Here is a 17,129-nt window from a genome sequence, read left to right as displayed (position 1 = left end):
AGAACGGAACGCTGCTCGCCAGGATTTATGAGACTCAAGCCCTTCCCCACATTCTTTGCACTGTTTTGCCTGCCCGGCCTTGCTGCGGCGGGGGAAAAGACCGTGTACGGCCTCAACGAATACGCTGCCCTCGACGGGATCAACCTGGAAGTGGCGGCGAAACTCGATACCGGGGCGAAAACCGCCTCCCTGAGCGCCCGCGACATCAAACGCTTCAAACGCAACGGCGAGTCCTGGGTACGTTTCTACCTGGCCATCGATGCCGCGCATTCGCACCCGATCGAACGGCCGCTGGCCCGGGTCAGCAAGATCAAGCGCCGCGCCGGCGACTACGATCCGGAAGAAGGCAAGAAGTACACCGCCCGCCCGGTGATCGAGCTGGACATCTGCATGGGTTCGGCAATGCGCAGCATCGAAGTGAACCTGACCGACCGTAGTGCGTTCCAATACCCGCTTTTGATCGGCTCCGAGGCGCTGAAACGCTTCGATGCGCTGGTCGATCCCAGTCTTAAATACGCTGCCGGCAAACCCGCCTGCGCCATCGCCGCTCATACCGCCGAGTAATTTCCATGCGTTCTCTAACCTTCCACCTGAAAGTCCTGATCACCATCCTGGTGTTGCTGGGCGTTTCGGTTACGGCCTATCAGATTTTCGTGCTCGGCATCCCGGTGACCGAAGACGCCACCGACGACCTGTGGAATATCGACGCCAAGGTCGAGTTCGTCGCCAGCACCAAGGATCCGGTGAAGATCCAGATGTTCGTGCCGCCCCTGAGCCGCGATTACGTCAGCCTCAATGAAAGCTTTATCTCCAACAACTACGGCGTGGCAGTCAACCGCGTCGACGGCAACCGCAAGGTCACCTGGTCGGCACGCCGGGCCAAGGGTAACCAGACGCTTTATTACCGTCTGGTGCTGACCAAGCGTTACACCGCCGAGAAAACCAAGATCAAAGGCCCGACCTTCCGCGACAGCATGGCCATCGAAGGCCCGGAAAAGATCGCCGCCGAAGCACTGCTCGCGCCGATCCGCCAGCACTCGGCCGACGTCGAAACCTTCATTGGCGAGGCGATCAAACGCGTCAACAACGTCAACGACGACAACGTGAAACTGCTGCTGGCCGGCGATCCGTCGACGCCGCACAAAGCCAAGATCGTCGAGCTGCTGCTGTCCATCGCCCACGTGCCGGTGGAGAAAGTCCACACCATCCGCCTTGTCGCCGATCAGCCGCAAACCCCGGAACTGTGGCTGCGCAGCTTCAACGGCACCGACTGGCTGTACTTCAACCCGGAAACCGGCGAGCAAGGCCTGCCGACCGACCGCCTGCTGTGGTGGAGCGGTGATGAAAACCTGATCACCGTCGACGGCGGCAAGAAAGCCAACGTGACCTTCAGCCTGAACAACAGCGAGATGAACGCGATTCGTCTGGCCAAGCTGACCGACGAAAACACCGACGCCAACTTCCTCGAATACTCGCTGTACGGCCTGCCGCTGCAAACCCAGCAAACCTTCATGATCATGGTGATGATTCCGATCGGCGTGCTGGTGATCCTGATCCTGCGCAACCTGATCGGCCTGCAGACCCTCGGTACATTCACGCCGGTGCTGATCGCCTTGGCCTTCCGCGAGACGCAACTGGGCTTCGGCATCCTGCTGTTTACCGTGATCACCGCGCTCGGGTTATCGCTGCGCTCGTATCTGGAACACCTGAAGCTGCAAATGCTGCCGCGCCTGTCGGTCGTGCTGACGTTCGTGGTGGTGCTGATCGCGGCGATCAGCCTGTTCAGTCACAAACTCGGTCTGGAGCGCGGTCTGTCGGTGGCGCTGTTCCCGATGGTGATTCTGACCATGACCATCGAACGCCTGTCGATCACCTGGGAAGAACGCGGCGCCAGCCATGCCATGAAAGTGGCGATCGGCACGCTGTTCGCGGCGTCCCTGGCGCACCTGATCATGACCGTTCCGGAGCTGGTGTACTTCGTGTTCACCTTCCCGGCGATTCTGCTGATTCTGGTGGGCTTCATGCTGGCCATGGGTCGCTATCGCGGTTATCGCCTGACTGAACTGGTGCGTTTCAAGGCTTTCCTGAAGAAGGCTGACGCCTGATGTTCGGTTTCTGGAAGACCTGGAAGGCCCTGGAAGCCCGGGGCATCATGGGCATCAATCGGCGTAACGCGGACTACGTGCTCAAGTACAACAAGCGCAGCCTGTACCCGATCGTCGATGACAAGATCATCACCAAGGAACGCGCGATCGAGGCCGGCATTCACGTGCCGGAACTGTATGGCGTGATTTCCACGGAGAAGGAAATCGACAAGCTCGGCGAGATCATCGGCGGGCGCAACGACTTCGTGATCAAGCCGGCCCAGGGCGCCGGCGGTGACGGCATCATCGTTATCGCCGACCGTTTCGAGGGCCGTTATCGCACGGTGTCGGGCAAGATCCTTGCCCACGAAGAGCTGGAGCATCATATCTCCAGCATCCTCACCGGCCTGTATTCGCTGGGCGGGCACCGCGACCGGGCGCTGATCGAATATCGGGTGACCCCGGACCAGATCTTCAAGAGCATCAGCTACGAAGGCGTGCCGGACATCCGCATCATCGTGCTGATGGGTTACCCTGTGATGGCGATGCTGCGTTTGCCGACCCGCCAGTCCGGCGGCAAGGCCAACCTGCACCAGGGCGCCATCGGCGTCGGTGTCGACCTGGCCACCGGCCTGACTTTGCGCGGCACCTGGCTGAACAACATCATCACCAAACACCCGGACACCACCAACGCGGTGGACGGCGTGCAACTGCCCTACTGGGACGGTTTCATGAAGCTCGCCGCCGGTTGCTATGAGCTGTGTGGCCTGGGGTACATCGGCGTGGACATGGTGCTGGACCAGGAGAAAGGACCGCTGATTCTGGAGCTGAATGCACGGCCGGGGCTGAATATCCAGATTGCCAATGATTGCGGGCTGACGTTGCGCACCCATGCGGTGGAAGCGCATCTGGAAGAACTCAAGGCGCGTGGCGTGACTGAATCGGTTGAAGAGCGGGTGGCGTTTGCTCAGGAGTTGTTTGGGCATATTCCGTCGGTCGAGGGCTGAAGCTCAGAAGCAAAAAGCACCCTCACCCCAGCCCTCCCGAAACGTCGGACCGCCCGGAGGGAGAGGGAGCCGACCGTGTGGATTATTCGAGTTACATCGACCTGAATTACCGAGTCGAACTTAAGTTTTGAAAAGCATAGAGATCTGCTCCCTTTCCCCCTCGCCCCCTTGGGGGAGAGGGCTGGGGTTAGGGGGTAGGCTTTTGACTTTGATCTGGCATCGGAGAGGACTACAATCCCCACCCCGCCTCGATGGCCGATCTGCCCCGCCCATGTTGACCTGTTCCGTACACCCGCTGCCCTACCGCGCCAACCCCGTCGACTATTTCGCGGCCATCCGCCATGCGCCCGGCGCCGTGCTGCTCGACAGCGGCCGCCCGAGTGCCGACCGTGGCCGTTATGACCTGCTCAGCGCCTGGCCGTTGGCACAACTGGCGGTGTTGCCGGACGAACACGGCGACGATTTCCTGCAACGCCTGCGGGAAAATCTGACCCGGTTGGGCGACGCGCAATTGCCCGACGGGTACCCATTGCCCTTCGCCGGCGGCCTGATCGGTTACCTGAGCTACGACTTCGGCCGACATCTGGAAAACCTGCCGAGCCAGGCCCGGGATGATCTGCAATTGCCCGATGCGCGTTTTGGTCTGTACGACTGGGCACTGATCAGCGATCACCAATCGGCCACCAGCCAACTGGTGTTTCACCCCTCGGTCAGCGCCAGCGAAAAACAACGGTTGATCGATGTATTCAGCCAACCGGTGGGCACGGAACTGACGCCTTTCAAGCTGAACAGCCCGATGGCAGCCGATCTCTCGGCAGATGAATACCGTCAGGCGTTCGAACGCATCCAGCATTACATCCAGGCCGGCGACTGCTATCAGGTCAATTTCGCCCAGCGTTTCCGCGCGCCGTGCCAGGGAGATCCATGGCTGGCCTACTGCAAATTGCGCGAGGCCTGCCCGACGCCGTTTTCCGGGTTCCAGAGCCTGCCCGACGGCAATGCAGTGCTGAGCCTGTCGCCCGAGCGTTTCGTCAAAGTCAGCCAGCGTCAGGTGGAAACCCGCCCGATCAAGGGCACCCGGCCCCGTGGCGCGAACCCGACCGAGGACGCGGCGAACGCCGCCGAACTACTGGCCAGCCCCAAGGATCGTGCGGAAAACCTGATGATTGTCGACCTGCTGCGCAACGACCTGGGCCGCACCTGCCGCATCGGCTCGGTGCGGGTGCCGGAGTTGTTCAGCCTGGAAAGCTATCCGAACGTGCATCACCTGGTCAGCAGCGTAACCGGTGAACTGGCGGCGGATCGCGACGCCCTGGACCTGATTGCCGGCAGCTTCCCCGGCGGCTCGATCACCGGCGCACCGAAGATTCGTGCGATGCAGATCATCGACGAACTGGAGCCGACCCGACGCGGCTTGTATTGCGGTTCGTTGCTGTACCTGGACGTGCGCGGCGAAATGGACAGCTCTATCGCGATCCGCAGTCTGCTGGTGAAGGATGGACAGGTGTGCTGCTGGGGCGGTGGCGGGATCGTCGCCGATTCGGACTGGCAGGCGGAGTATCAGGAATCGATCACCAAAGTCAGAGTCCTGCTCGAAACCCTGCAAAACCTTTAACCGTTGATCGTTCCCACGTCGAACCGTCCGCGTGGGAACGATCATCAGGTGGCTAAAGGGATAAGTCGCGGTTCGAGGCTTTGAGGAATTCCTGCTTCAACTCGGCAAACGTATGCACCGCCGGAAACTGCGGAAACTCGCGAATCACGTTGTCCGGCGCGTGGAACAGAATTCCCGCATCCGCTTCGCCGAGCATGCTGGTGTCGTTGTAGGAATCCCCCGCCGCAATCACCCGGTAATACAGGCTCTTGAAGGCCAGGACCGACTGACGTTTCGGATCTTTCTGACGCAACTGGTAGCTCGTCACCCGACCGCTGTCATCGGTAATCAGTCGGTGGCAGAGCAAGGTCGGGAAGCCCAGATGACGCATCAGCGGCTGGGAAAACTCGTAGAAGGTGTCCGACAGAATCACCACCTGGAAACGCTCGCGCAGCCAGTCAACGAACTCCACCGCGCCGTCCAGCGGCTTGAGCGTGGCGATCACTTCCTGAATGTCCGAAAGTTTCAGGCCATGCTCGTCGAGGATACGCAGGCGCTGCTTCATCAGCACGTCGTAGTCGGGAATGTCCCGGGTGGTGGCCTTGAGCGATTCGATTCCGGTTTTTTCGGCGAAGGCGATCCAGATTTCCGGTACCAGCACCCCTTCAAGATCAAGACAGGCAATTTCCACAGGACACTCCATTTGTAATGTTTATTGAGCCGAGCGAGCCCGAACTCTAGCGGCTCGACCTGGAGCGCGCAACGCAGAGGCCGCCCCGGCGCGCGTTGCTTTTTGTTACCATCGCCGCCATATAGAGCGCCCAGCGCCACCGACCTGTAGGAAGCCGCCCTGATGAGCCCAACGTTCGACGTCGTGGAACTCGCCACGACCTATGCCAACAAATCCGCGCAGGACATCCTCAAACTCGCGTTCGCCGAGTTCGGCGATGACCTGTGGATATCTTTCAGCGGCGCCGAGGATGTGGTGCTGGTGGACATGGCCTGGAAGCTGAACAAGAACGTCAAGGTGTTCAGTCTCGACACCGGCCGCCTGCATCCGGAAACCTACCGTTTCATCGATCAGGTGCGCGAGCACTACAAGATCGACATCGAACTGGTCTCACCGGATTACACGAAACTTGAACCGTTCGTGAAGGAAAAAGGCCTGTTCAGCTTCTACAAGGACGGTCACGGCGAATGCTGCGGGATCCGCAAGATCGAGCCGCTGCGCCGCAAGTTGTCCGGCGTCAAAGCCTGGGCCACCGGCCAGCGCCGCGATCAAAGCCCTGGCACCCGCAGCGCTGTGGCGGTGATGGAAATCGATACAGCGTTCTCCACCCCGGAGCGCACCCTGTACAAGTTCAACCCGCTGGCGCAGATGACCAGCGAGGAAATCTGGGGCTACATCCGCATGCTGGAGCTGCCGTACAACAGCCTGCATGAACGCGGTTTCATCAGCATCGGCTGCGAACCGTGCACCCGCCCTGTCCTGCCGAACCAGCACGAGCGCGAAGGCCGTTGGTGGTGGGAAGAAGCGACCCAGAAAGAATGCGGGTTGCATGCCGGGAATATCATCAGCAAGGCATAAGGTCCCTGATGCACTGTGGGAGCTAATCAGCTCCGACAGTGTTCTCTACCCGTTATTAAAAATGTGTACACACGATTGTCACCATCGGTGCCATTTATGTGTGCACTTTTCGTTTCTGCGCCCTGAAAAGTTACATCAAGCTCCAGAAACACTTTCTCCCGGCGCCCGCCAAAATCCCTCCTGAAAAATAAATACCTGTTCAAACGGTCAATTTATATCGCCTGTATTTCAGCAACTTAGCGCACCTCAATAACTTTTCGAAATCAACGGCCGTTTTCATAGATCGCTGGCTGGCACAGATCTCGCTTGAGTGCATACATGTTTTGTATACAAAACTGCAGAACATGAACCCATACTTTCGATCCGCAAGCCTGAAGCGCCCTATCCCGTACAGGCTGCAGATGCCCCGTAACCAGTGATGTTTCACCGCCGCGACGAAGATCTGCCGAGCCCGAGCGCTCATGCACAGTCATCGCGGCCCGAACATCAGGAGCCTGCCGGAATGCGTACGAGTCTCTCCAATAACAACATCGCGCTGAATCTGCCCGCCTCTTCACCCCTCGACCACAGCGTGCCCGGTGATGGCATCGCCGAACCGCTGCAATTGAGCCCGCGTCTGCACAACAGTGACCTCGCACCGACCAAGGTCGAAGGACGGCGTTGGGGCAAATACAGCATCTTTGCCCTGTGGACCAACGATGTGCACAACATCGCCAACTACTCGTTTGCCATCGGCCTGTACGCACTGGGCCTGGGCGGCTGGCAGATTCTGCTGTCGCTGGGGATCGGTGCAGCACTGGTGTATTTCTTCATGAACCTGTCCGGCTATATGGGGCAGAAAACCGGGGTGCCGTTTCCGGTGATCAGCCGGATCAGTTTCGGCATTCACGGGGCACAGATTCCTGCATTGATCCGGGCGGTGATCGCCATCGCCTGGTTCGGAATTCAGACGTACCTGGCGTCGGTGGTGTTTCGCGTGCTGCTCACGGCGATCCATCCCGGTTTCGCCGACTACGATCACAACTCGATCCTCGGCCTGTCGAGCCTGGGCTGGGTGTGTTTCGTGGCGATCTGGTTCGTGCAACTGGCGATTCTGGCCTACGGCATGGAAATGGTGCGCCGCTACGAAGCCTTCGCCGGGCCGGTGATTCTGCTGACCGTCGCCTGCCTCGCCGCGTGGATGTACACCCAGGCCAACGCGACCATTGCCTGGTCGATCCGCGAACCCCTGACCGGTGGCGAGATGTGGCGCAACATCTTTGCTGGCGGCGCCTTGTGGCTGGCGATCTACGGCACGTTGATCCTCAACTTCTGCGATTTCGCTCGCTCTTCACCGTGCCGCAAAACCATCAAGGTCGGAAATTTCTGGGGCCTGCCGGTCAATATTCTGGTGTTCGCCGGGATCACCGTCCTGCTGTGCGGTGCGCAATTTCAGATCAACGGGCGGATCATCGAAAGCCCGACCGAAATCATTGCGTCGATTCCCAACACGTTCTTTCTGGTGCTCGGCTGCCTGGCATTCCTGATCGTCACCGTGGCGGTGAACATCATGGCCAATTTCGTCGCCCCGGCCTTCGTGCTCAGCAACCTGGCGCCGAAGTACCTGACCTTCCGCCGCGCCGGGCTGATCAGCGCAACGATTGCCGTGCTGATCCTGCCGTGGAATCTCTACAACAGCCCGCTGGTGATCGTGTACTTCCTGTCCGGCCTCGGCGCCCTGCTCGGCCCGTTGTACGGCGTGATCATGGTCGACTACTGGTTGATCCGCAAAGGCCGGATCCACGTGCCGCAGCTGTACAGCGAACACCCGAACGGCGCGTATTACTACAGCCGCGGGGTCAATCTGCGGGCGGTCGCAGCGTTTATTCCGGCCGCCTTGATCGCGATCGTTCTGGCGCTGGTGCCGGGCTTCCACAGCGTTTCGCCCTTCTCCTGGCTGATCGGTGCTGGGATTGCCGGAATGCTCTACCTGATCATCGCCAAACGCCAGCCGCACTACGCCGACGTGGACGGTGAAGCCATCGCCGTCGACAACGTCAGCCACTGAACCTTTGGCGGCCCTTCGCCGGGCCGCAGAACCAACCGTAATAAGGACTTCCCATGCGCATTCTCGTGGTCAACGTCAACACCACCGAATCCATCACTCAGGCCATCGCTCGTTCGGCGCAGGCTGTCGCTTCTCCCGGCACCGAGATTGTCGGCCTGACGCCATACTTCGGCGCCGATTCAGTCGAGGGCAATTTCGAAAGTTATCTGGCGGCCATCGCCGTGATGGACCGGGTGATGTCCTACGACCAGCCGTTCGACGCGGTGATCCAGGCTGGCTACGGCGAGCACGGTCGCGAAGGTTTGCAGGAGTTGCTCAACGTGCCGGTGGTAGACATCACCGATGCGGCGGCCAGCACCGCGATGTACCTCGGCCACGCCTACTCGGTGGTGACCACGCTGGATCGCACCGTGCCGTTGATTGAGGATCGGCTGAAACTGTCTGGCCTGTGGGATCGCTGCGCCTCGGTGCGCGCCAGTGGCCTGGCGGTGCTGGAGCTGGAACACGAGCCGCAACGGGCGCTGGAAGCGATCGTCCATCAGGCGGAACTGGCGGTGACTCAGGATAAAGCCGAAGTGATCTGCCTGGGTTGCGGCGGCATGGCCGGGCTCGACGAGAAGATCCGCCAGCGCACCGGCGTGCCGGTGGTGGATGGCGTCACGGCAGCCGTGACCATCGCCGAATCGCTGGTGCGGCTGGGTTTGTCGACCTCCAAGGTGCGCACGTATGCGACGCCACGGCCAAAAACCATCATCGGCTGGCCAGCACGTTTTGCGCGTTGAAACGTTCGGCGAGGCCCAGGGTTGAAAACTGCTCGATGACAAAATCGACGAACGCTCGGGTCTTGCCCGGCAGCAATTTGTGTTCGGCGTAATAGATGGAGATGTTGCCGTCGTCGACGTACCAGTCCGGCAGGACCCGCTGCAACGTCCCCGCCTCAAGATAGCCGACCGCAAACGGCATGCTCACCAACGCAATCCCCAACCCCTGCGCCGCCGTGGCGCAGGCGGCTTCGGAATCGCTCATGGTCATTCGTGCCTTGAGCGTCAGCGGGCTGTGTTGTTGCGTGCGGTGAGTCAACTGCCAGGAGCGCACGCGACCGGTTTGCGGTGAGCGGATCAGGATGCCGTCGTGCAGTGTGAGGTCGTCCGGTTCGCTGATCGGTGCGTACCGATCCAGATAATCCTTCGAGGCCACCAACACCCGATGCGCCGGCGTCAGCCTGCGGGCGACCACGCCTTGGGGCAGCTCGAAACCACCGCCAATCGCTGCGTCGAAACCCTGGCCGATCAGATCGACCTGGCGGTTATCGAAGTGCCAGTCCGGATTGATCGCCGGGAACCTTGTCAGGAACTCACCCAGCAACGGCACGATGTACAAGCGGCCGAACACCGTGCCCATGCTGACTTTCAGCGTGCCCGCTGGTTGACCGCCGGCGCTGGCGAGATTGTTCACGGCGTTCTGGATGGTGGTGAGGCTGCCGCTGACCTCACTCAGAAACAACTGCCCCGCTTCCGTCAGGGTCAACCGACGGGTGCTACGCTGGAACAGCCTCACGCCGAGGCGCGCTTCCAGTTTCGCCACGCTTTTGCCCACGGCGGCCGGTGTCAGGCTCAGGCGTCGCGCGGCCTCGGCAAAGCTGCCGACTTCGGCGCTGCGCACAAAGCATTCGATACTGCTGAAGGTTTCCATGGCCGCCACTCTAAACTTTTGGTTTACACAGACTATAGCAACCACGGTCTACCCGCCTATTGGCGAGGGGCAGATACTCGACACCACACCAAGGCAGCCTGCCTTGAAACTTCTGGAGATCGAACATGACCACTCAACACCTCAGCGGTAAAGTCGCTCTGATTCAAGGCGGCTCTCGCGGCATCGGTGCCGCCATCGTCAAGCGCCTGGCCGCTGAAGGCGCCGCGGTTGCCTTTACCTACGTCAGCTCGGCCGCCAAGGCTGAAGAACTGCAAAACAGCATCACCGCCACCGGCGGCAAAGCCCTGGCGATCAAGGCTGACAGCGCCGACGCAGGTGCCATCCGCAACGCGGTGAACGCCACTGTCGAAACCTTTGGCCGCCTCGACATCCTGGTCAACAACGCCGGTGTGCTGGCCGTCGCGCCGCTGGAAGACTTCAAACTGGAAGACTTCGACCAGACCCTGGCAATCAACGTACGCAGCGTGTTCATCGCCAGCCAGGAAGCCGCCAAACACATGGGCGAAGGCTCGCGCATCATCAACATCGGCAGCACCAACGCCGACCGCATGCCCTTCGCCGGTGGCGGCGTGTATGCGATGAGCAAATCCGCACTGGTCGGCCTGACCAAAGGCCTGGCCCGCGACCTCGGCCCACGGGGCATCACCATCAACAACGTGCAACCCGGTCCGGTCGATACCGACATGAACCCGGCTCATGGCGAGTTCGCCGACAGCCTGATCCCGCTGATGGCGGTGGGTCGCTACGGTAAAGCCGAGGAAATCGCCAGCTTCGTGGCCTACCTTGCCAGCCCGGAGGCCGGTTACATCACCGGTGCCAGCCTGACCATCGACGGTGGTTTCGGCGCCTGATTGATCAGATAGTCGATAACGAAAAACGCCGCCCCTCCTTTGACAGAGGGGCGGCGTTTTTATGTCGGCGGTTTGATCAGGCCCAGTCGAGCGCCGGCAATCCGCATGCACTCGGCGTGAACGCTTTCAACGTGCGAAGAATCCCGTCGGCGTGTGCGTATTTTTCATCGGCCATGGCGGCATCCGGAATGGCGATGGCGGTCATGCCGGCTGCTTTCGCGGCTGTCACGCCGAATGGCGAATCTTCGAACACCAGGCAATCTTCCGGCGCTACACCCAGGCGACGCGCTGCGGTAAGGAAGATGTCCGGTGCCGGTTTGGCTGCGCCGACTTCCGGGTCGTCAGCGGTGACGATGAAGTCGAACAGCGCGAACCAGTCGCGGTGCAAGGTGGTTTTCTGACCGAACGACTGACGCGATGAGCTGGTACCGACCGCAATCGGAATGTTGTGCGCCTTGAGGTGACGGATCAGTTCCTCGGCACCCGGCATCGCCTGCGCGGTGGGAAAGCGCTCGCGCATCAGCGGCTCGCGGATCACCAGAAACTCTTCGGCGGTGATCGGCAGGTCCAGCGCCTCAACCACGTAGCGCGCCAGATCGCCAGCGCCGCGACCAATGATGTTCTGCTTGATGCTCCAGTCGAAGGTACGCCCGTAACGCGCGGCAATCAGTGAGGTGACCTCGGTGTAGATGCCCTCGGTGTCCAGCAGCAAACCGTCCATGTCGAAAATCACGGCCTTGATCGGGCCAAACGCCTTCAGCGGTGCATTCATCATCGGATCCGTTATCAAAGACATCCCGAGCGGCGTGGGATAGCGCCGCTGCTCGGATCTGATTAAAGGGTTCAGCAGCATAACGAGCGCAGCCGAGGTTGAGCAACGGGCAATGTTGGTTGTCCGCCGAACGCCCTCCCGCACATTTAGAGAATCGCCCTACAGACATCGCCTACTCGGCTGACTTCTTTCCTGTTCGATCCCCCGCAAAGTTTCGCGCCATTCCCCCGATGCGCGCGAGTGACTGCCAATGCTTCCACCTGATCCACTCCTGAAATTGAACAACAGCATCGGTTTGCTGGTGGTCGCTGCGCTGAACCCTGATCAGCCCGATGTCGAAAAGCTGTTTCAGGAGTTTCGCCTCTGTCTCAACAACTATGACGCCTGGGCCGAGCAGTTCTGGACGGGCACCGCGCTGGGTGTCGAGCAAGTGTTCCAGGTCGGCAACGATGTCCGGCTCAGTGCACCGGTTGGCAGCCGCAGACCCATCAGTTCCTCGGTGGTCATGTGCCCCGCCACCGGCCCCCTGACGCTGGTGCACATGTTCGAAGCCGCACGGTTTGTGCCGATCGGCGACACGCCGGTGATCCTTGAACCGGTGATTTCCGATGTCGACGGCGTTTTGGGGTTCGGCGAACCGCTGCATCACACCATCGGCCCCAGCGGCATTCTCGAGGTCAGCGACTGCGACCGGGGCCAACGTTATCGCATCACCTTCTTTCCCGATGTTTCCACTGCGCATATCCGGACGTTATACGCCTCGTATCAAGGCCTCATCGATGGTCTGGAAGGCTGGTTACGTGAGGAATGGAAAGGGTTTCAACCGCAGTGGACAGAGTTTTCCAGCGCCGGCTTCACCGAGCGTTACGGGCAGCTGCAACAGGCTGACTGGCACGGTTTCGAATCCGCCCTGAATGGCGTCTGGGATGACGTGAAGCAACTGTTTGCCCTGCTTGCAGACTTGCAGGCCAACAGCGAAAAGCTTCTGCAGTACCTGTCCAGCGCTGAGCTGGATGCCTTGCTTGAGGCGTCTTCCGAGGCCATCGCCAATGGCCTGCTGATGCTCAGCGATGAGCCGTTGCTGTTCATTTATCTGGCGGCCTTTACCAGTTGGCTGAAGATGCTGCCGCCGCAGTATCTGGCCGAGGTGGTGGCTGAGGTTCGGGCCGAACTGCTGGTCAGTTTTCTGTTGATGTGTGTGTCGGGTGGCATGGGTGTGCCGCTGCGGTTGAGCACCCAGGTACTGGGCAAGATCAAGGCACCCCGTGCGCGGGAATGGCTGGCGGCATCGGCGTTGCGGCTGGCAGAGCTGACCTCGGCGCCTGACCTGACCCGCCATGCGAGCGCTTTGAAACCGTTGATGGTCAATGCGCGGCAGTCGCCATTGCGGCCGACACCGGCCATTCCGCTGGAAATTCGTACGGCCGATTCGCTGGTACTGACGGTGCCCAATCCGGCGGCCATTGCCCGCGACAAGTCCCACGGCATGACGCGAATGGAGCGGCATGAGCCTCGGGATGATGCTTCGGATCAGGCAAAAAATCCCAACGGTGGCAGTGCCGATTGTGCGCCGAGGACCTGCACCAATGGCTGTCCGGTGTCGATGGTCACCGGCGAAGAGCTGCTGACGCTGACCGATGGTGTGCTCGATGGGCTGCTGCCGTTCGAGTTCAGCCGGTTGTATCGCAGCAGTGCAGCCGAGATTGATGTCGGGTTGGGGTTTGGCTGGAGTCATTCGCTGGCGCATCGGCTGGAGATTGATGGCGCTTCGGTGGTCTGGATCGACCATGAGAACCGGCGGACGCGGTTTCCGTTGCCGAATGTCGAGCGGCCGGCCATTCAAAACAGCTTGTCGCGGGCGGCGATCTTTCTGGGAGATGAGCCGGAGGAGTTGATCGTTGCGCTGGCGGGAGACGCAGCGCAGTTTTATCACTTTCGGGTTGGGCGTCTGACGGCTGTCAGCGATGCCTATGGCAATCGTCTGACGGTGCATCGGGATCTTTCCGACCGGATTCAGCGCCTGGACAACGGCGCTGGCCGTTCCTTGTTGCTGCGCTATGAGCGAGCGCATCTGGTTGCGGTCGATTATCAGGTTTGGCGCGATGCGGTCTGGCGCACCGAGCAGACGCTGGCCAGCTACCGCTTTGATGCCCGCCATCGATTGATCGAGGCGTCCAACGCGGTCGGCGAGTGCGAGCGTTACGACTACGACGACCAGCACGTCATCCTGCAACGGCAACTGGCGGGCGGCGCGAGTTTCTTCTGGGAGTGGGAGCGTGCCGGCAAGGCAGCGCGTTGCGTGCGGCACTGGGCGTCGTTTTCGCAGATGGATACGCGTTACGTCTGGGATGACGCCGGCAGTGTCACGGTGCAGTACGTCGACGGCACTGAAGAAACCTACGTCCACGACGATACGGCGCGGCTGGTGCGTCAGGTCGCCGCCGATGGTGGCGAACAGCTCAAGGCCTACGACGCGCAGGGCCGGCTGGTCGCCGAGCAGGATGCGCTGGGGGCGGTCACCGAGTACCGCTACGACGATGCCGGACGGCTGATCGCGCTGATTCCGCCGGACGATGCGCCGACGTCCTACGAATACCGCAACGGTTTCCTGCACAGCCGTTCTCGTGGCGATGCGGTGTGGACGTACCGGCGCAATGCCCAGGGTGACATCACCGAAGCGGTCGACCCGGATGGCCACGTCACCCATTACCACTACGACGCGCAGGGGCGGTTGCTGTCGATCCGTTATCCGGACAGTGGCCGCCATGTGTTCATGTGGAACGACCTGGGCCAGTTGGTCGAGGAGAGTCTGCCGGACGGTGGGGTTCGGAAGTTTTCCTACGATGCTTTGGGGCGGCGGACGACGGTTCAGGACGAACATGGCGCGGTCACCCGTCATGCGTGGGACGCCGTTGGCCGGCTGATCCAGACCACCTCGCCGAATGGCGCGACCCGCGCCTGGTCCTACAGCGCCTACGGCCAGATCACCGCCGAACGCGATGAACTGGGGCGTATCACCCGCTACGAATATGACGATGACCTGCATTTGGTCAGCCGGCGGATCAACCCCGACGGCACGCGGCTGCAGTACCGCTACGACCATGCGCAGCTGCTGCTGACGGAAATCGAGAACGAGTCCGGCGAAAAGTACCGGCTGGACTACACGCCCACCGGACTGATCCGACAGGAAACCGGCTTCGATGGCCGGCGTACGGCGTATGTCTACGACCGCAACAGTCATCTGCTGGAAAAGACCGAGTTCGGCGACGACGGCTCGACGCTGGTCACCACTTACCAGCGCGACAGCGCCGGGCGATTGCTGCTCAAGACCCTGCCGGACGGGGTCGAGGTCAGCTATCGCTATGACCGTTTAGGCCGTTTGGTCGGCGTGGATGACGGCCAGGATCACCCGCTGGCCTTCGAATACGACCTGCAGGATCGACTGGTGCGCGAGCATCAGGGCTGGGGCACCTTGCGTTACACCTACGACGCCTGCGGCCAGCTCACTCGCATGCGCCTGCCGGACAACAGCAAGCTCGACTACCACTACGCCAAGGGCGGCGCGCTGACCGCGATCGACCTCAATGGCGCCTTGCTCACTCGCCACATCTACCAGAACGGCCGCGAACAGCAACGCCAGCAAGGCCTGCTGCTCAGCGAATATGCCTACGACGAACAGGGCCGGTTGCGGGTTCATTCTGTTCATCAACATGACCGCGCGCTGTACCTGCGCCACTACAGTTACGCGGTCAATGGCAACCTGGCGTCTATCGCCGACAGTCGTCACGGTCAACGTAGCTATTACTACGACGCCCTCGACCGTCTGGCCAGCGTACGCCACACCCGCGACGACCTGCCGGAAAACTTCGCTCACGACCCGGCCGGCAACCTGCTGATGCAGGACCGCCCCGGCCCGACACAGATCAAAGGCAACCGCCTGCGGATGCAGGGCGACCGTCATTACGACTACGACGCCTTCGGCAACCTGATCCGCGAACGCCGCGGCCGCGCGCAACAACTTGTCACCGAATACCGCTACGACAGCCAGCACCGCCTGATCGGCCTGACCCGCCCCGACGGCACCAGCGCCAGCTACCAGTACGACGCCTTCGGCCGGCGCATCCGCAAGACCGTCAACGGCCAGACCAGCGAGTTTTTCTGGCAAGGCGACCACCTGATCGCCGAAAGCAGCAAAGAACAACACCGAAGTTTCATCTACGAACCCGGCACTTTCCGCCCCCTGGCGCTGCTCGACGGCAAAGGCCCGAAACGCGCCTGCCCGTTCTACTACCAACTCGACCACCTCGGCACCCCGCAGGAACTGACGGATTACAGCGGCGAGATCGTCTGGTCCGCCAAATACAGCGCCTACGGCAAGGTCGCCTCGCTGGAGCTGGCAACCGAGGACTACCTGAACCAGCCGCTGCGCTTTCAGGGGCAGTACTTCGATGAAGAAAGCGGGCTGCATTACAACCGGCACCGGTACTACGACCCTGACTTGGGGCGGTATCTGACGCCGGATCCGGTGAAGCTGGCGGGTGGGCTGAATCAGTACCGGTACGTGCCGAATCCGACGGGGTGGGTGGATCCGTTGGGGTTGACGTCCAATTGCCCGCCGCCGAACAAGCCGGGATGTACTGTGCCGGATAATGTTAGTGGCAGTATGGCAATCGAGGGCAACCCACCGTTGCCTATCGTTAATCACGGTGTTGACCCAAAATCTTTAAAGCGGACGCATGCGATTTCAGGAAAAACCTCAACTAAAGAAGTCGAGAAAATGGTGAATACAATGCGAAGCACGGGCTACGACAATCGATACCCCATAGACGTAGCGGAACACCAAGGCGAACTCTACATTTTGGATGGCCACCACCGCGCCGCCGCCGCTAGACAAACCTCCACCAACGTCAGTATTAAGCTAATAACAAATATTAGAGAGCACCACGGCACTCTAAACACCATTGAAGAGGTGTTGGAATCAGCACAAAGTATCGGAAACGACAGACTAGAGCACCGTAGAAGAAAATGACCAGACCTGAAATCACACTTGAAGATCTGATAACCGACTTCCTATCTAAAGTAGATATCGGCACGAAGCTATTAGAGGAAAAATTCGGCACCCGCAATATTCTGAGACTATGGCGCTCCAAACAAATAGAACGATGCGGAGAAATAAAGAATGGCGTTCAGTATGAGCTCCACGGCATTGGGTGCTTCATAATTTTCGCCACAGAGTCCGTGAATTTTGACTACGGGTCGGGCGATAGAATTGATGGATTTGATATTTGGCGCCTCTATTCATATGCCACCGACCGACCATTCAGATACAAAAAGTATTGTGACAAACAAACTCTCGAAAAAGAATTTAGAGAATATTTGTCCTCAAAAAAAATAGAAAAAATGTCTCCAATGGATGACCTGTATGTCCTGACAAGTCCTAACCAAACCCAATAAAACCCGGATGCGACAAGCA

At 60.3% G+C, this 17,129-nt stretch carries 13 protein-coding genes; 10 read left to right on the top strand and 3 right to left on the bottom strand.

From position 1 onward, the window contains the following. Positions 1-27: 27 nt before the first annotated feature. The 4 genes from CAF76_RS09690 (at position 28) to pabB (ending at position 4,706) form a co-directional block, all read left to right on the top strand. The gene (locus tag CAF76_RS09690) at positions 28-564 is read left to right on the top strand and encodes an ATP-dependent zinc protease (RefSeq protein ID WP_011333239.1); all 537 of its coding nucleotides are present in this window, start codon (positions 28-30) and stop codon (positions 562-564) included. Positions 565-569: 5 nt separating this feature from the next. Further along, positions 570-2,105 carry an inactive transglutaminase family protein gene (locus CAF76_RS09685; protein WP_007951967.1) on the top strand — a complete coding sequence of 512 codons (1,536 nt, stop codon included), beginning with the start codon at positions 570-572 and terminating at the stop codon, positions 2,103-2,105. Then, a complete protein-coding gene (locus CAF76_RS09680; RefSeq protein WP_085649393.1) occupies positions 2,105-3,091 on the top strand; it encodes an alpha-L-glutamate ligase-like protein in 987 nt (328 codons plus the stop codon). Before CAF76_RS09685 ends, CAF76_RS09680 begins: the two co-directional genes overlap by 1 nt. Before the next feature lie 271 nt (positions 3,092-3,362). Beyond that, a complete protein-coding gene (gene pabB / locus CAF76_RS09675; RefSeq protein WP_085649392.1) occupies positions 3,363-4,706 on the top strand; it encodes an aminodeoxychorismate synthase component I in 1,344 nt (447 codons plus the stop codon). A gap of 52 nt (positions 4,707-4,758) precedes the next feature. Here the strand turns inward: pabB and thrH are convergent, their stop codons facing one another. Then, positions 4,759-5,376: a bifunctional phosphoserine phosphatase/homoserine phosphotransferase ThrH gene (gene thrH, locus CAF76_RS09670; protein ID WP_085649391.1), complete on the bottom strand. Its 618-nt coding sequence runs from the start codon at positions 5,374-5,376 to the stop codon at positions 4,759-4,761. Between the two features lie 162 nt (positions 5,377-5,538). Between thrH and CAF76_RS09665 the strand changes: the two genes are divergently transcribed. The 3 genes from CAF76_RS09665 to CAF76_RS09650 all read left to right on the top strand — a co-directional run bounded on the left by CAF76_RS09665 (position 5,539) and on the right by CAF76_RS09650 (position 9,102). After that, positions 5,539-6,273, top strand: coding sequence for a phosphoadenylyl-sulfate reductase (locus tag CAF76_RS09665; RefSeq protein WP_007960132.1), 735 nt, complete (start codon positions 5,539-5,541; stop codon positions 6,271-6,273). A gap of 502 nt (positions 6,274-6,775) precedes the next feature. Next, positions 6,776-8,320, top strand: a complete 1,545-nt coding sequence (locus tag CAF76_RS09655; RefSeq protein WP_085649389.1) for an NCS1 family nucleobase:cation symporter-1 — start codon at positions 6,776-6,778, stop codon at positions 8,318-8,320. A gap of 53 nt (positions 8,321-8,373) precedes the next feature. Further along, positions 8,374-9,102, top strand: coding sequence for an aspartate/glutamate racemase family protein (locus CAF76_RS09650; RefSeq protein WP_039769968.1), 729 nt, complete (start codon positions 8,374-8,376; stop codon positions 9,100-9,102). On the opposite strand, the gene CAF76_RS09645 is transcribed toward CAF76_RS09650, so the two are convergent. Then, positions 9,071-10,012 (bottom strand): LysR family transcriptional regulator, encoded by a 942-nt coding sequence (locus tag CAF76_RS09645; RefSeq protein ID WP_085649388.1) that lies wholly within the window; start codon positions 10,010-10,012, stop codon positions 9,071-9,073. The genes CAF76_RS09650 and CAF76_RS09645 overlap by 32 nt on opposite strands. Positions 10,013-10,137: 125 nt before the next feature. Here CAF76_RS09645 and CAF76_RS09640 point away from each other — a divergent pair, with 125 nt between their 5' ends. Next, on the top strand, positions 10,138-10,884 hold the full coding sequence (locus CAF76_RS09640; protein WP_085613269.1) for a 3-oxoacyl-ACP reductase family protein: 747 nt from the start codon (positions 10,138-10,140) through the stop codon (positions 10,882-10,884). A 76-nt stretch (positions 10,885-10,960) separates the two neighbouring features. On the opposite strand, the gene CAF76_RS09635 is transcribed toward CAF76_RS09640, so the two are convergent. Further along, entirely contained in the window at positions 10,961-11,656 is a 696-nt protein-coding gene (locus CAF76_RS09635) for an HAD-IA family hydrolase (protein WP_039769963.1), read from the bottom strand. 250 nt (positions 11,657-11,906) lie between these two features. Between CAF76_RS09635 and CAF76_RS28995 the strand changes: the two genes are divergently transcribed. Both CAF76_RS28995 and CAF76_RS09625 read left to right on the top strand, forming a co-directional pair. Beyond that, complete coding sequence (locus tag CAF76_RS28995) at positions 11,907-16,685, top strand: RHS repeat-associated core domain-containing protein (protein WP_085695472.1); 4,779 nt, start codon at positions 11,907-11,909, stop codon at positions 16,683-16,685. Continuing rightward, complete coding sequence (locus CAF76_RS09625) at positions 16,682-17,110, top strand: hypothetical protein (protein ID WP_085613477.1); 429 nt, start codon at positions 16,682-16,684, stop codon at positions 17,108-17,110. Before CAF76_RS28995 ends, CAF76_RS09625 begins: the two co-directional genes overlap by 4 nt. Positions 17,111-17,129: the final 19 nt, after the last annotated feature.

The sequence above is a fragment of the Pseudomonas sp. B40(2017) genome (assembly GCF_002112855.1).
GTDB classification, from domain to species: Bacteria; Pseudomonadota; Gammaproteobacteria; order Pseudomonadales; family Pseudomonadaceae; genus Aquipseudomonas; species Aquipseudomonas pharyngis.
Note: the sequence above shows the minus strand (reverse complement) of the source record. Positions and strands in the feature narration are given on the sequence as shown.

Excerpts from the sequence above, each read along its gene's own strand:
- pabB (WP_085649392.1), top strand. The coding sequence starts at position 3,363 with ATGTTGACCTGTTCCGTACACCCGCTGCCCTACCGCGCCAACCCCGTC.
- CAF76_RS09690 (WP_011333239.1), top strand. The coding sequence starts at position 28 with ATGAGACTCAAGCCCTTCCCCACATTCTTTGCACTGTTTTGCCTGCCC.
- CAF76_RS09625 (WP_085613477.1), top strand. The coding sequence starts at position 16,682 with ATGACCAGACCTGAAATCACACTTGAAGATCTGATAACCGACTTCCTA.
- CAF76_RS09685 (WP_007951967.1), top strand. The coding sequence starts at position 570 with ATGCGTTCTCTAACCTTCCACCTGAAAGTCCTGATCACCATCCTGGTG.
- CAF76_RS09635 (WP_039769963.1), bottom strand. The coding sequence starts at position 11,656 with ATGAATGCACCGCTGAAGGCGTTTGGCCCGATCAAGGCCGTGATTTTC.
- CAF76_RS09645 (WP_085649388.1), bottom strand. The coding sequence starts at position 10,012 with ATGGAAACCTTCAGCAGTATCGAATGCTTTGTGCGCAGCGCCGAAGTC.
- CAF76_RS09655 (WP_085649389.1), top strand. The coding sequence starts at position 6,776 with ATGCGTACGAGTCTCTCCAATAACAACATCGCGCTGAATCTGCCCGCC.
- CAF76_RS28995 (WP_085695472.1), top strand. The coding sequence starts at position 11,907 with ATGCTTCCACCTGATCCACTCCTGAAATTGAACAACAGCATCGGTTTG.
- CAF76_RS09680 (WP_085649393.1), top strand. The coding sequence starts at position 2,105 with ATGTTCGGTTTCTGGAAGACCTGGAAGGCCCTGGAAGCCCGGGGCATC.
- CAF76_RS09650 (WP_039769968.1), top strand. The coding sequence starts at position 8,374 with ATGCGCATTCTCGTGGTCAACGTCAACACCACCGAATCCATCACTCAG.
- CAF76_RS09665 (WP_007960132.1), top strand. The coding sequence starts at position 5,539 with ATGAGCCCAACGTTCGACGTCGTGGAACTCGCCACGACCTATGCCAAC.
- CAF76_RS09640 (WP_085613269.1), top strand. The coding sequence starts at position 10,138 with ATGACCACTCAACACCTCAGCGGTAAAGTCGCTCTGATTCAAGGCGGC.